The organism is Amycolatopsis alba DSM 44262, from assembly GCF_000384215.1.
GTDB classification, from domain to species: Bacteria; Actinomycetota; Actinomycetes; order Mycobacteriales; family Pseudonocardiaceae; genus Amycolatopsis; species Amycolatopsis alba.
In genome coordinates, this window is sequence record NZ_KB913032.1 from 8,566,805 (window position 1) to 8,579,740 (window position 12,936).

Sequence of the window (12,936 nt, forward strand, 5' to 3'; positions counted from 1 at the left end):
CCTCAGTTGCGTGTCCCTTCGGGCTTCGGGATCGTGACGCAGGGGAATTTGCGGTCATCGTAGAACTCACCCTTGGCGGGACCGCACAATTCCATGTCACCCTCGATGGTCGCGTCGTCCGCGATGTGGAATCCGACGACGCCGATGACGGTGTCACCCGCCTCGATGTCGGTCCGGGTGATACTCCCCGCGAGCCAGGTCCGGGAGCGCCACGTGCTGTCGGCGACCTCTTTTTCCAGTCCGGTGGCCGGACTTGCCTTGAGATAGCAGAGCTCGGGACTTTCGTTCTTGTCTTCGTTGCAGGTGCCCGGCCCGATCTTGACCTTGGCTTCGAGGAAGTCGAGCCTGGCCCCCTTCACCCCGCGGTCGGGCAGTTCACCGGTCACGGCCAGGTAGACGGCGAGATAGTGCTCGCCCGGTTTCGCCGATTTCCCGGCCAGTTCCGGGGTCCACACGACGTCGACGGGTTTCACCTGGATCCCCACCGGCGCGCCGGGTTCCACTGTGGACAGTGCCTTTCCCGGAAAATCGGCGAACCGGGTGTACTTCGGACCAGGTTCGCTCGTGGCCGGGGCTTCGGACGTCGCGTTGTCGCCGCCACCCCCGGAACACGCGCCGACCAGTACCGTGAGACTCACGAAGAGCGCGGGCAGAACACGTTGTGACATCGGTCTTCCTCCGTCGGAACGTTCGCCGGTCAGCTTCGCGAGCCTTCGGGTTTCGGGATCGGGACACAGGGGAACTTGCCGGTGTCGACCGAGTCCTCCTTGGTCGGCCCGCACAACTGGAGCCCCTCGGCGCCTTCACCGTCGGGCATGCTGAACCCGACGACGCCGATCGCGGTCTTGCCCCGGTCGATGTCCCTGCCCATCAGGGAATCCGCCTGCCATTTCTCGTCCCGCCAGGTGTTGTCGGCGATGTCGTCCCTGAGGTCGCTGGCCGGATAGGCCTCCTTGAAGCACTGCCGGGGGACGTCGTCCGGCGAGTACGGGTCGCACTTCTTCCCGCCGGGGTTGTCGTACCGGAGCTGCAGGTACTTGATCTTGGCCTTCTGCACGCCGCGATCCGCGAGTTCACCGGTCACAGCCACGTAGACCGCGACATAGTGACTTCCGGCCTTGGCAGGCACCCCGGCCAGCGACGGGGTCCAGACCGCGTCGACGGCCTTCACCTGGATCCCCAGGTCCATCCCCGACTCCGTGGTGGCGAGAACCTGGCCGGGGAAGTCCGCGAACCGCGTGTACTTCGTGACCGGGGCATCCGACTTCGCGCCGCCGGAGTCCGGCGCCGGTGCGGCGCCACCACCACCGGAACAGGCGGTGACCAGCAAGGCGGTGCCCGCGACCAGCGCGGACAGGAGCCGAGTTGACATAGGCGCTCCTCCATCGGAGAAATGTGACACTCTCATGTTGACTGTCACTATGCACTACGACGCGGAGGGGCGCAGAAGGGTTCCAGCGATCGTGTCAGCGGCTCACCGCAGTTTCCGCACCGCCTCACGCAGGGCCGCGAGACCCTCGTCCGGCCGGTCCCAGAAGACCATGTGCCCGGCGTCCGGGATCTCGGCGAACTCGGCAGACGGGTTGCGTTCCGCGGCTTCGGCCGCCCCGGCGGCGGTGACGACCGGGCTCGCGCCGCCGTACAGGAAGACCGTCGGCGCGGGCACTCTCGGCCAGTCGTCGAAGAAGTCCTCGGCCTCGAAACCGGCGTGGGTGGCGGCGATCGCGGCGCGGGAACACGAAGACAGCCAGCGTGCGCGCAACTCCTGTTCCCGGCGCGGCCATCGCGGCCACGAGCGGGCCACCTCGTCGGCGTCGGTCCCCCGGCGGGCCTGGTCGAGCTGCCCGAGGAAGGCGTCGAGGGTGGTGGGATACGGCCCTCGTCCGGGGCCGCTCAGCGGAGGGTCGACCAGCACAGTGCCACGAAGGGACAGGCGGCCGGTGACGGCGGCCCGTGCGGCGATCCGCGCACCCATGGAGTGTCCGAGCAGGATCGGATCACGCAGCTCTAGCCCGTCCACGACCGCGGCGACATCGGCGACGTAGCTCGCCAGGTCGTAACCGTGCGGCGCATCCGGTGCGTCATCGGACAATCCACGGCCGCGGACGTCGAGGACGAGCGGGCGCACGAGATCGGTGAGCTTCCGCGCCACGAAGTCCATCGTGACGGCGGGACTGGTGATCCCCGGCAGCACGAGCAGCGGGACACCGTCGGCGGGCCCGTAGTCGAGCACATGCAGCCGCACCGGTCCGGACGTCACCCAGCGGCTGGTCGCGGGCACGTCGCCGAGATCGGCCAGCGCGGACTGGGTGAGGGTGCGGCGAGCCGAGGCTTCCGAGAGATACGCCAGGGCGTCGTCGAGGGCGACGACATCGGCGTACTTCGCCTGCAGGTCGAACAGCGCGGCGTCGTGCGGCCCCCGCGCGCGGTCACCGCAGGCCTCCCGCACGACGAGCGTGTCGAAACCGGACTGGACGGCATCGACGGCGGTCGCCCGGACGCAGCCCGAAGTGGTGGCGCCGCAGACGAGAACGGTGTCCACGGCCAGGCCCGAGAGGAGGGCAGCCAGCGCGGTTCCGTGGAACGCCGACGCGCCCTTCTTCACGATGAGGTGGTCGCCGTCCCGCCGGTCGAGGCGCGGGTCGAGGTCGACGGCCTCGCTTCCCTCGCGCAGCGCCCGCATTCCCGGAGCTTTCCGGAGCCAGGCGACGGCGTCCCCGTCCGCCTCGGCGGGGGTGTAGCCGATCGCGGTGTAGATCACCGGGACGCCGTGCCGCCGGGCCTCGGCCACGAGCGCGGCGGTCGCGGTCACTTCGGCGGTGAGGTCGGCTCCGGTGGGGAAACCCGGTTCGGTGAAGCCACGGGTCAGGTCGACCACGACCAGTGCCGGGCGGGACCCGCGCGGCACCGCGGCTCCGAAGCCCGCCCGGTCGTAGACGCTGTCGGTCTCGGCCCCGTGGAGGCCGGGGTGCTCATCGACGGGCACGCTGCAACTCCTTGATCAGTTTGTCCTGGGTGCGGATCCGGCCCAGCAGCCAGCCCTGGAACAGGCCGAGTGCCGCGGCGGCCGCGATGACGCCGTAGCGCTTGGCGCCCGCGGGAAGCAGCATCGCCAGCCCGTCGACGGCTTCCGGAGCCGCCGCGGGAGCACCGCTCGTGGCCGGGGCCGGCTTGGCCGACAGCTGATCCGCGAGGTTGCGGGCGAACTGGTCGAGCAGGCGGGTGGAGACGGCGCCGATCGCGCCCTTGCCGAACTGCGCGAGCTTGCCGCGGATCGACAGGTCGGTGCGGAGCTCGATCGTCGCGCCGCCGGGCGCCTCGCGCACGGTCAGCGTGACCTCGGCTTCGGCGTCGCCGTTGCCGTGGCTGTCCGCTCCCCTGGCCAGCAGCCGCAGCCGTCGCTCGGCCGCGGTGACCTCGGTGAAACGCACCGTGCCGGCATAGGCGGCGGTGATCGGGCCGACCTTCACCTTGACGCGGCCCAGATACGCGTCGTCTTCCTTGCCGTCGAGGGTCGCGCCGGGCAGGCAGCCCGCCACCCGTTCGACGTCGTTGATCAGGGCGAAGACCGCGCCGGGGTCGGCCGGGACGGAAAGCTCGTTCTCCAGGATCACGCTGTCGCCTCCTTCTCCTGGGCGTGGCATCGGCGGACCGCGGTCGCCTCGACCGCGTCCACGATCGTCTGATATCCGGTGCAGCGGCACAGGTTCGCCGAGACGGCCTCGCGGATCTCCTCGCGTCCGGCGTCCGGCCGCTGGGCGAGGAAACCTTCGGCCAGCATCAGGAATCCGGGTGTGCAGAAGCCGCACTGAAGACCGTGGTGCGCGCTGAAAGCCTGCTGCAGATCGGAAAGCTCGCCGTCACGGCTCAGTGATTCGACCGTGCGGATGTCGGCGGTCTCCGCCTGGACGGCGAACATCAGGCACGCTCGCACCGGTTCGCCGTCGACGAGGACCGTGCAGGCGCCGCACACCCCGTGTTCGCAGCCGACGTGGGTGCCGGTGAGGCCGAGGTCGTGCCGCAGGACGTCGAGCAGGGTCTTGCGCGGCTCGACGAGGGCTTCGTATTCGGTGTCGTTGACGTTCAGGACGATCAGCTGCCGATCGCTCATACGGGAGTGCTCGCTTTCCGGCGGATGCTCACCGCGTCGAGCGCGGCGAGCACGGTCTGCGGGTGGATCGGTGTCGCGTCGAGTTCGACACCCGTGTGGCGCAGGGCGTCGTTGACCGCGTTCAGCACGGCGGCAGGCGCGCCGATGGTGCCGCCCTCCCCCGCGCCCTTCGCGCCGTTTTCGGTGAAGGCGCAAGGCGTTTCGAGGTGGGTGACGGTGATGTCGGGGATCTCGGTCGCGGTCGGGACGAGGTAGTCGATGAAGCTGGCGGCCGACGGTTCCCCGTTGGCCGCGTAGGTGACTTCCTCGAACAGCGCGCCCGCGATGCCCTGCGCGATCCCGCCGCGGCACTGTCCGTCGACGACCTGCGGATGGATCACCACGCCGCAGTCCTCCACGCACGCGTAGCGCAGGATCTTGAGCTGACCGGTGCCGGGATCGGCCTCGACGACCACGGCGTGTGTCGCGTTGGAGAAGGTGCCGTCACCAGGCACGTCGAAGCTCGCCGTGGCCGTCAGCGTCGGTTCGACGTCCTTGGGCAGCAGGTGACTGCGCAGGTAGGCCACGTCGGCGATCTCCTCGAACGACGCGCGCCGCTGCGGCTCGTCGATCTGGACGACGCCTCCGTCACCGTCGAGACGGACGTTGTCGGGGCTTGTTTCGAGCAGGTGCGCGGCGATCGTGCACAGGAGTTCGCCGAGCTTCCCGGCCGCGAGGGACACCGCCGAACCGCCGATCGTCACCGAGCGGGAGGCGAAGGTCCCCCATCCGTAGGCGATGCGTTCGGTGTCGCCCTGGCGGAGCTTCACTTTGTCGATATGCAGTCCCAGCCGGTCGGCCACGATCTGCGCCAGCGTCGTCTCGTGGGACTGGCCGTGGTTCATGGTGCCGCTGGTGACCACGACGGAGCCGGTGGTGTCCATCCGGATCTCGGAGATGTCGAAACCGGGGACCACGGCCATCTTCCGCTTGGCGAAGGCGCCCGAGCCGTATCCGGTCCGCTCCGAGAAGCAGCAGTAGCCGATCCCGACGTGCCTGCCCTCGGCGGCGGCGCGGTCCCGGATCCCGTACCACCCCTCGTCGCGGATCGCGGCTTCGGCCAGCTCCAGCGATTCGAGGTAGGTGCCGGGATCGTAGGTGATGGCGTTGACGCCGGTGTACGGGAACTGGGTGATCACGTTGCGCCGCCGGATCTCGACCGGATCCAGGCCGAGTTCGCGGGCGGCGCGTTCCATGACCCGCTCCATCGCCATCACGTACTGGGGACGGCTGACCCCGCGATACGGCGCCGTCGGCGCCTTGTTGCTGGCGATGGCGCGGGCACGGACCCGGTACTCGGGCACCTGGTACACGCTCGGCATCTCGGCCGACGCCATCAGCGGCTCGATCCCCGCCGTGAACGGGTAGCAGGAGTAGGCACCCATGTCGCAGACGACGTCGACGTCCAGCGCGGTGATCCGCCCGTCCTCGTCGAACGCCGCCCGCGTGCGGTAACGCTGTTCCCTGGCAAGGAATCCGGCCGTGAGCGCCTCGCGGCGGTCTTCGATCCATTTCACCGGCCGGTCCAGCCGCCTGGCCGCCGCCGCGACCGCGATCTCCTCGCGGCCGACGACGCATTTCTGGCCGAACCCGCCGCCCATGTCCGGGACGGTGACCCGCACGGTGCGTTCGGGGACCCGCAGCGAACGGGCCATCGCCGTGCGCACCTGATGCGGGACCTGGGTGCACATCTGCACCAGCAATTGGTCGTCGCGATCGTCCCAGGACGCGACTACGCCCCGCGTTTCGAGCGGGAGCGCGTTCTGCCGTCCGCTGTTCGTGACGACCTCGACCACGGTGCGGGCGGCTTCGAACGCCGCGTCGACACCGGGTGTGTCGAACATCGAAACATCGACCAGCACGTTGCCCGGCGCTTCCTCGTGCACGAGCGGCGCGCCCTCGGCGAACGCCGTCTCCTCCGACACGATCGCCCCGAGCGGCTCGTAGCCCACCATCGCGGCCTCGACGCCGTCCTCGGCGCTGTACGGATCGCGCGCGACGACCAGCGCCACCGGTTCCCCGGTGAACCGCACCTTCTCCTTGGCGAGGATCGGCATCGCGGTCGGCGAGAACTCCTCGGGCGGCCGGTCGAGCAGGGCGACGATGTCACCGAGCTCCAGGTCGGCCGCCGTGTAGGCGGCGGCGACCCCTTCGACCGCCAAAGTGGCCGACAGGTCGATCCCGGCGATCGTGCCGTGCGCGACCGTCGAGCGGACGAACGCCGCGTGCAGCATGCCGGGCAGCTGGATGTCGTCGACGAACCGGCCCCGGCCGGTGAGGAAGCGGGGGTCTTCGCGCCGGGGCACCGACGCCCCGACCCAGCGGCCGTTCCGCCCGTCGAACCGCGCGGTCATCGCGTTTCTCCTTTCTCCCAGGCTTCGTGCAGTGCCCTGGTGACGAGGGTTCGCGCCAGCCGACGGCGGTACGCGGCGCTGCCCGCGGCGTCGTCGGGTGGCTCGATGGCCGCCGCCGCGGCCTCCCCGCATTCGGCGAACAGCCCCGGTCCGGGGTCACCGACGGCGAGCAGCGCCTCGGCCTCGGGTACGCGGACGGGCGCGGGTGCCACGCCGCCGAGCACGATCCGTCCCCCGCCCTCGGCGTCGAGGCTGACCGCGGCGTCGACGATCGCGAAGTCGCCGTGGCGGCGGGCGAATTCGGTCAGCGCGGCCCGTGGAGCCGGGCGGGTGAAGCGCACCGCCGTCACGACCTCGTCCGGTTCGACGGCCGTGGTGTAGAAGCCGCGGAACATCTCCTCGGCCGGGATCTCCCGTGGTCCGCCAGGGCCTTCCGCGACGATCACCGCGTCGAGCAGCAACGCGAGCAGGCACCATTCCGCGGTCGCGTCGCCGTGCACGATGCTGCCCGCCACCGTGCCGCGCGACCGGATCGGCAGATGCCCCACCCAGCGCATCGCGCGGGAGAGCACGGAGAAATCCGGTCCCAGCTCGGCGAGCTCCACGCTCCGGTGGGTGACCATCGCGCCGATCGTGAGACCGGAACCGTTGCGCCGCAAGGAGTTCAGCGCCGGTTCCCGGCGCAGCGGTCCCAGATCGACCAGCGCCGTCGGCCTGGCGAGCCGGAAGTTCATCATCGGCATCAGGCTCTGGCCGCCGGCGATGAGTTTCGGCTCCTCGCCCGCCGCGGCGAGCTCGCCGAGCAGGCCGACGGCGTCGGTGACGTCGTGGGCCCGGTGGTAACGGAACGCGGCGGGCTTCACAGGGCGGACCTCGTGGCAGGGGACGCTTCGGTGACCGGTTCGGCGTCGACGATCCGGTCGAGCTCGCGGCCGCGGGTCTCTGGCGCGCCCAGCATCATGAACACGACCGCGGCCACCACGAGGACACCCAGCACGGTGAAGGTCAGCGGCAGCCCGAGCACCGGCCACAGGACGCTGCCGAACAGCAGCGGCGCGAAACCGGTGATCGCCCGGCTCGACGACGACGCCCAGCCGAAGCCCGAGGCGCGGAGTTCGGTCGGGTAGAGCTCGGAGACGTAGGCGTACATCACCGGGATGACGCACAGCGCGAACAGGCCGAACGCGCCGATCGCCACGACCGCCGCCGTGGGCGAGTCCAGAAGCAACGAGAACACGACCAGCGACAGCGCGGTGAGCGGCCCGGCGACGGCGATGATCCGCTTGCGGCCGACCTTGTCGACCAGCAGCACGGCCACCGCGACCCCGACGATGCCGAGCGCGTTCATCAACGCTGTCGAGGCGAAGGCGGCGATCTCGCTCAGCCCCTGCGCCTTCAGGATGGACGGCATCCAGCTGAGCGCGGCGTAGTAGACCAGCATGACGCTGATGAACAGCGACCACGCGACCGCCGTGATCCGCGGGTTGTACGCCCACACCCGGCGCAGCTGGTCGAACGCGGCCGCGATCGCGCCGCCGCGGGTGTCCTCGACCACCGCGGGCGGGATCGAATAAGGCTCCGGCGTCGTCCCCGTACGGCGGACGAGATCGTCGATGACCTCGCGGGCCTCGGCCTCGCGGCCCTTGCGCACCAGGTACAGCGGTGACTCCGGCACACCGCGCCGCACCCAGAACAGCAGCAGCGCGGGCAGGATCATCAGCACCAGCATCCAGCGCCAGTTCCCTTGGACCGGGAGCAGCAGGGTCGCGGTGACCGCGGCCAGCGTCGTCCCGACGGGCCACCAGCCGTCCATCGCCGACAGGACCCGGCCGCGATGGCGGCGCGGGGAGAACTCGCTGACGATCGCGTAGTCGACCGGGATGCAGCCGCCGAGCCCGATACCGGCCAGGAACCGCAGGGCCAGGAAGGTCTCCACGTTCGGCGCGAGCGCCCCGAGCACGGAGAACAACGCGAACAGCAGGAGCGTGACACTGAACGCCCGCTTCCGGCCGATCCGGTCCGCGACCGTGCCCCAGACGACCGCGCCCACGGCCATGCCGATCAGGTTCGCGGTCGCCACCAGTCCCTTGGTCCCTGCTGACAACCCGAATTCCGTCCCGACCAGCGGGGTGAGGAACCCGTTCAGCGCGACGTCCCAGGCGTCGAACATGTAGCCGAGCCCGCCGATGAGGAAGATCTTTCCCTGCACGCTCCAACGCCAGGGCAGGTCCTGGACGATCTGATCACCAGTACGCATGAACCGCTCCGTTGCGATTTGCCGACCAGCGCGCCTCAGCGGGCGAACTGGTAGTGGATGGACTCGGTGTCGGGGTCGGTGAGCGGGCTGCCGTTCCACAGCCAGTCGTAGGACACGTCGGATTCGCCGTCGAAGCGCCGTAGCTTCTCGTCCCGCTCGCGCTGGCCGGGACCGTCGGGCAGGTGGTAGAAGTCCATGTTCTGCAACGAAGCGTCCTGGACCATGCCCGCGTGCTTGGCACGCCGGTCCACGTAGCGGACCAGGGCCCCGTCGATCCCGTCGCGGGGGACGCGGCCCAGCTCCTCGGCCAGCACAGCGGCGTCTTCCATCGCCTGGGACGCGCCTTGGGCCTGGTAGGGCAGCATCGCGTGACACGCGTCGCCGAGCAGGGCGACCCTGCCGTCGACCCAGACCGGATCACGCCGCCGACGGTACATCGCCCACACCGAGACGTCCTCGTCCTTCGCCTTGGCCAGCATGGTCGGGACCCGATCGTCCCAGTCGTGGTACTCCGCGGCGAGTTCGGCGGCGGTGGCGGGCCCGCTCCAGTCCCTGGCGACCGCTTCGGTGCACGGCACGATCGCGACCACGTTGAGGTACTCCCCGCCGCGGATCATGTAGTGCACCAGGTGTTTGTTGGGGCCGTACCAGATCGTGGAGTGGTACCGGTCGGCCAGGAAACGGGTGGCGGGGTCCTGCGCGATCAGGTCGCCGGAGATCAGGGCCCGGTACGCCATCTCACCGGAGAACGCGAGCGTGTCGTCGAATCCGGCGAGGTCACGCACCGCCGACCGGATGCCGTCCGCGCCGACCACGACGTCGCCGGTGAACCGGCGCCCGTCGGCGGTGACCACGGCCGGCCGGTCCGGCACCGTCCGGTCGAGTTCGGCCACCCGCGCGCCGGTGGCCACCCGCACCACGGGACCGGCGCCGTCCGGGTCGACGCAGGCGTCGAGCAGGACCCGGTGCAGGTCGGCGCGGTGGTAATGCCAGTAGGGCGCGCCGTACTGGTCGGTCACCCGCCCGCCCAGCCCCAGCTGGGCGATGATGCTCCCGTCGGCCCAGCGGCGGCGGACCTGGTCCTGCGGCTCCGTCCGCACCCGCTCCAGCTCGGCGCGCAGGCCGAGTCCGATGAGGATCCGGCTGGCGTTCGGCGCGGTCTGGATCCCCGCGCCGATCTCGCCCAGTTCCGGGGCGGCCTCGACCACGGTGACCCGCAGGCCACGCTGCCGCAGCGACAACGCCGCGCAGAGCCCACCGAGCCCGCCACCGACGACAACGACCTCAAACGACTGACTCGCGGCCATGCCCGCCTCCCGTCTTCGTCACAGCTTTCGCGCCACCGAGCAGGCTCCCTGCGCCGGGCACCGTCGGCTCGACACCGAGTTCCGACAGGATCCGGAACGTCGTGGCGGTCGCCGCCGACAGAACCGGGATCCCGACCTCGTCCTCCACCGCCTGGATCGCGGGCAGCGACGGCATCTGGACGCAGGCGGAGAGCACCAGAACGTCCACATCGGACAGATTCAGCTTTCGGTGATGCTCCCGCAACCCGGCGGGATCCAGCCGGGCGACGGCCAGATTGTCCGGCACCTCAAGGGAAAGCGCGTCCGCGACCTCGAATCCGGCGTCTTCGATGTAGTCCGCCACCGCTTTGGTCAGCGGCTTCAGGTACGGCGTGATGATCGCGACCTTGCGGGCTTTCAGCGCCTCCAGCCCGGACAGCAGCGCACCGGCACTGGAGACGACCGGCGACTCGCAGCCCTCGTCGCGCAGCACGCGGGTGATGTCGTCCTCGGCGGTGCAGTGGTAGCCCGGCCCCTGGGCCATGATCGCCACCAGGCACGCGGTGGCGACCACGTCCGGCCGCGCGTCGGCGAGTTCGGCCGCCGCCCGGCCCGCCTGGGCGTTCATCGCCCGCAGCTGTTCGGGTTCGACGTGCCGCATCCGGGCCCGCGCGGAATGGAAGACGAACCGGTCCCCCGGCTCGATCTCCTCCCTGGCCCGCAGCATCCGCGGCAGCTCGGTCTCCATCGTGAGATTGGAGCTGGGGACGATCATCCCGATGTGGTGGTCGCTCATCGACGACCCGCCGGGCGCATCTCGGCCACGGTCAGCTCACCGTTGTCGACGATCAGTTCGTCGTCCAGGTACAGGGAATTGCCGCGCATCGGGATGTCGAAGTGGCAGGGCGTGTCGTTCGGGCCGCCCAGTTCGTTGTTGGGACCGATGGAGAACATGACGTTGCCGTAGAAACTCCGCAGTTCCATGCCCATCCCGCCGGGGAACTGGGTCAGGCCGTGCCAGTGCGCGCGCTCGTCGAGTCCCCAGCCCACGTGGCTCATGCCGTAACCGCGGGGGTCCTCGAAGCTTTCGATGTAGGAGCGCAGCAGGTCGGCGTCCAAACCGGACGATCCGGCGCCGCCGCGGATATCGCGGATGAAGCCCTGCTCGATGGTGATCTCCACCGGGGTCTGGACGTAGGTGTTGAACGGCAGCAGCACATCCCCCGGCGAAAGCACGATCTTCCCGTCGACACCGTCGTCGGCGCCGCCGGTGAACACGAACGCGGCAGGCCAGTGGTCCCAGCGGCCGGGGGTGTCGGTGTAGCCGTATTCGGACAGCGTCGGATACACGCCCAGCTGATAGGTGACGTCGGTGCCCGCCGGACTGGTGATCCGCATCGTGCCCGCCTTGGCCAGGAGCTCGGCGCCGATCTCCACCCGCTCGCGCAGTTCTTTCGTCGGCATGAGCCGGGCCAGCAGCTCGGGCGGCTCGACGGCGGTGAGGATCCGCGTGCCGGCGTCCTGGATGGCGAACTGTTCCTTGCTGAACAACAGGAACGTGCAGTCGACCACCATGTCCACGCTCTTGAGCGCCTCGACCGCCAAGGGGATGTTCCCGAGCCCCGAGTCGCCCACCGCCCACGCACCCGCCGCGCTGGACGGCGAAGGCAGCCGCATGTGGTAGGCCGAAGCGCCCAGCTGCTGGGCGGCCCACAGGAAGGCGTCGGCGTACTCCGCCCGCTCGCCGCCGCGGGTCAGCACCACCACGGTCTCGCCCTCGTGCACCCCCGAAAACGTCAGCTGGCGCAAGCAGATGTCGTTGAACAGGTTCTGGTCCATCGTCGAACACCTCCACACTAATCCGAGCACGTACTATCTGAGCATTCATCCGAACACGTACTATCCGGATACGCAAGAGGTCGCGGAAGACAGATCCGGCGGCCTGCCCGTGAGCGACCGTCCGGACACGTAGGATCACTCCCGCGGGCCCGGACAGCGGGTGGAGCCGACAAGGAGAAGGCGATGGGTGAACCGGCGCGCACGGGCCGGCGCAGGGAGGACGCGGCGGTCACCCCCGCGACGCCCTCGGATCTGCTCGCTGCCCCCGGCTACGGAGCCCGGCGGCTGTACCAGGCGTACCTCGCCGCCTGGAACCGTCACGTGGACCCGGTCCTGACCGGTCCGCAGTTCGCGGTCCTGTCCGCGGTCCGCGCCTACCCCGGCAGCGACCAGAGTTCGCTGGCGGGCGCCGTCGCGCTCGACACCTCGACGATGGCGGACCTGTGCCGCCGTCTCGAACGGCGAGGACTCATCCAGCGCGTCGAGTCCCCTCACGACGCCCGGCGCAAACTCCTGTCGCTCACCGACGAAGGCAAGACGGTGCTGAGCCAGGTGAACCGCCGCGCCCGCAGGCTGGACAAGGCGCTCCTGGGCGGGGAAAGCGATGTCGACACGGCGGCGCTGCTCAACGCGCTCGGCGCCCACTGGGAACGGATCGCGTCGGTCGACAAGCTGCGCTGACGCCGGGCGGCGAGGTCAGGCCGCAGGAGCATGGCAGGCGGGCCTCACTGGGTACGCTGGGATCGGGACCGGCGGGTACCTTCGATCTCGAGAACGCGGAGCGCGTGCGCGCTCGTGGTGATCCTGCGGCTCGCGCGGAGACGGATGATCTGAGTGACGACGACTTTCATCGAGACGAGGAGCAGCCCGGTGATCACGATCGTGATCGCGCACCAGGGCGGCAGCACGCCGGACAGGCCCGCGTTTTCAGCGGCGGAGGCGAGTGGTGCGAGGCCCATGACCACCACCTTTCGGTTCGTTCACCGCCGGGCCGTCCGGCATGAACTCCACGATCCCCGCCTGCCCTGCTCCGGTCAGCGCATCCATCGC

Annotated in this window: 13 protein-coding genes; 1 reads left to right on the forward strand and 12 read right to left on the reverse strand. The window is 70.1% G+C overall.

Going from position 1 to position 12,936, the window contains the following annotated elements:
* Window positions 1-2: 2 nt before the first annotated feature.
* The 11 genes from AMYAL_RS0139680 to AMYAL_RS0139730 form a co-directional block, all read right to left on the reverse strand.
* Entirely contained in the window at window positions 3-668 is a 666-nt protein-coding gene (locus AMYAL_RS0139680) for a hypothetical protein (RefSeq protein ID WP_020636862.1), read from the reverse strand.
* 29 nt (window positions 669-697) lie between these two features.
* Entirely contained in the window at window positions 698-1,372 is a 675-nt protein-coding gene (locus AMYAL_RS0139685; RefSeq protein ID WP_020636863.1) for a hypothetical protein, read from the reverse strand.
* A gap of 102 nt (window positions 1,373-1,474) precedes the next feature.
* A complete protein-coding gene (locus AMYAL_RS50915; protein WP_020636864.1) occupies window positions 1,475-2,986 on the reverse strand; it encodes an isochorismatase family protein in 1,512 nt (503 codons plus the stop codon).
* A complete protein-coding gene (locus tag AMYAL_RS0139695; RefSeq protein ID WP_020636865.1) occupies window positions 2,973-3,614 on the reverse strand; it encodes an SRPBCC family protein in 642 nt (213 codons plus the stop codon). The genes AMYAL_RS50915 and AMYAL_RS0139695 overlap by 14 nt, the downstream gene beginning before the upstream one ends.
* The gene (locus tag AMYAL_RS0139700; RefSeq protein ID WP_020636866.1) at window positions 3,611-4,111 is read right to left on the reverse strand and encodes a (2Fe-2S)-binding protein; all 501 of its coding nucleotides are present in this window, start codon (window positions 4,109-4,111) and stop codon (window positions 3,611-3,613) included. The genes AMYAL_RS0139695 and AMYAL_RS0139700 overlap by 4 nt, the downstream gene beginning before the upstream one ends.
* A complete protein-coding gene (locus AMYAL_RS0139705) occupies window positions 4,108-6,504 on the reverse strand; it encodes a xanthine dehydrogenase family protein molybdopterin-binding subunit (protein WP_020636867.1) in 2,397 nt (798 codons plus the stop codon). The genes AMYAL_RS0139700 and AMYAL_RS0139705 overlap by 4 nt, the downstream gene beginning before the upstream one ends.
* On the reverse strand, window positions 6,501-7,367 hold the full coding sequence (locus AMYAL_RS0139710; protein ID WP_020636868.1) for an FAD binding domain-containing protein: 867 nt from the start codon (window positions 7,365-7,367) through the stop codon (window positions 6,501-6,503). Before AMYAL_RS0139710 ends, AMYAL_RS0139705 begins: the two co-directional genes overlap by 4 nt.
* On the reverse strand, window positions 7,364-8,761 hold the full coding sequence (locus AMYAL_RS0139715) for an MFS transporter (RefSeq protein WP_020636869.1): 1,398 nt from the start codon (window positions 8,759-8,761) through the stop codon (window positions 7,364-7,366). Before AMYAL_RS0139715 ends, AMYAL_RS0139710 begins: the two co-directional genes overlap by 4 nt.
* A 35-nt stretch (window positions 8,762-8,796) precedes the next feature.
* Complete coding sequence (locus tag AMYAL_RS0139720; protein ID WP_020636870.1) at window positions 8,797-10,068, reverse strand: FAD-dependent monooxygenase; 1,272 nt, start codon at window positions 10,066-10,068, stop codon at window positions 8,797-8,799.
* Window positions 10,046-10,843 (reverse strand): maleate cis-trans isomerase family protein, encoded by a 798-nt coding sequence (locus tag AMYAL_RS0139725; protein ID WP_020636871.1) that lies wholly within the window; start codon window positions 10,841-10,843, stop codon window positions 10,046-10,048. The genes AMYAL_RS0139720 and AMYAL_RS0139725 overlap by 23 nt, the downstream gene beginning before the upstream one ends.
* Window positions 10,840-11,886, reverse strand: a complete 1,047-nt coding sequence (locus AMYAL_RS0139730) for a 2,5-dihydroxypyridine 5,6-dioxygenase NicX family protein (RefSeq protein ID WP_020636872.1) — start codon at window positions 11,884-11,886, stop codon at window positions 10,840-10,842. The genes AMYAL_RS0139725 and AMYAL_RS0139730 overlap by 4 nt, the downstream gene beginning before the upstream one ends.
* Before the next feature lie 183 nt (window positions 11,887-12,069).
* On the opposite strand from AMYAL_RS0139730, the gene AMYAL_RS0139735 reads away from it, so the two are divergent.
* A complete protein-coding gene (locus AMYAL_RS0139735) occupies window positions 12,070-12,567 on the forward strand; it encodes a MarR family winged helix-turn-helix transcriptional regulator (protein WP_020636873.1) in 498 nt (165 codons plus the stop codon).
* A 44-nt stretch (window positions 12,568-12,611) separates the two neighbouring features.
* On the opposite strand, the gene AMYAL_RS0139740 is transcribed toward AMYAL_RS0139735, so the two are convergent.
* Entirely contained in the window at window positions 12,612-12,845 is a 234-nt protein-coding gene (locus AMYAL_RS0139740; RefSeq protein ID WP_020636874.1) for a hypothetical protein, read from the reverse strand.
* Window positions 12,846-12,936: the final 91 nt, after the last annotated feature.

Excerpts from the sequence above, each read along its gene's own strand:
- AMYAL_RS0139740 (WP_020636874.1), bottom strand. The coding sequence starts at position 12,845 with ATGGGCCTCGCACCACTCGCCTCCGCCGCTGAAAACGCGGGCCTGTCC.
- AMYAL_RS0139735 (WP_020636873.1), top strand. The coding sequence starts at position 12,070 with ATGGGTGAACCGGCGCGCACGGGCCGGCGCAGGGAGGACGCGGCGGTC.
- AMYAL_RS0139700 (WP_020636866.1), bottom strand. The coding sequence starts at position 4,111 with ATGAGCGATCGGCAGCTGATCGTCCTGAACGTCAACGACACCGAATAC.
- AMYAL_RS0139715 (WP_020636869.1), bottom strand. The coding sequence starts at position 8,761 with ATGCGTACTGGTGATCAGATCGTCCAGGACCTGCCCTGGCGTTGGAGC.
- AMYAL_RS0139725 (WP_020636871.1), bottom strand. The coding sequence starts at position 10,843 with ATGAGCGACCACCACATCGGGATGATCGTCCCCAGCTCCAATCTCACG.
- AMYAL_RS0139705 (WP_020636867.1), bottom strand. The coding sequence starts at position 6,504 with ATGACCGCGCGGTTCGACGGGCGGAACGGCCGCTGGGTCGGGGCGTCG.
- AMYAL_RS0139730 (WP_020636872.1), bottom strand. The coding sequence starts at position 11,886 with ATGGACCAGAACCTGTTCAACGACATCTGCTTGCGCCAGCTGACGTTT.
- AMYAL_RS0139720 (WP_020636870.1), bottom strand. The coding sequence starts at position 10,068 with ATGGCCGCGAGTCAGTCGTTTGAGGTCGTTGTCGTCGGTGGCGGGCTC.
- AMYAL_RS0139685 (WP_020636863.1), bottom strand. The coding sequence starts at position 1,372 with ATGTCAACTCGGCTCCTGTCCGCGCTGGTCGCGGGCACCGCCTTGCTG.
- AMYAL_RS0139680 (WP_020636862.1), bottom strand. The coding sequence starts at position 668 with ATGTCACAACGTGTTCTGCCCGCGCTCTTCGTGAGTCTCACGGTACTG.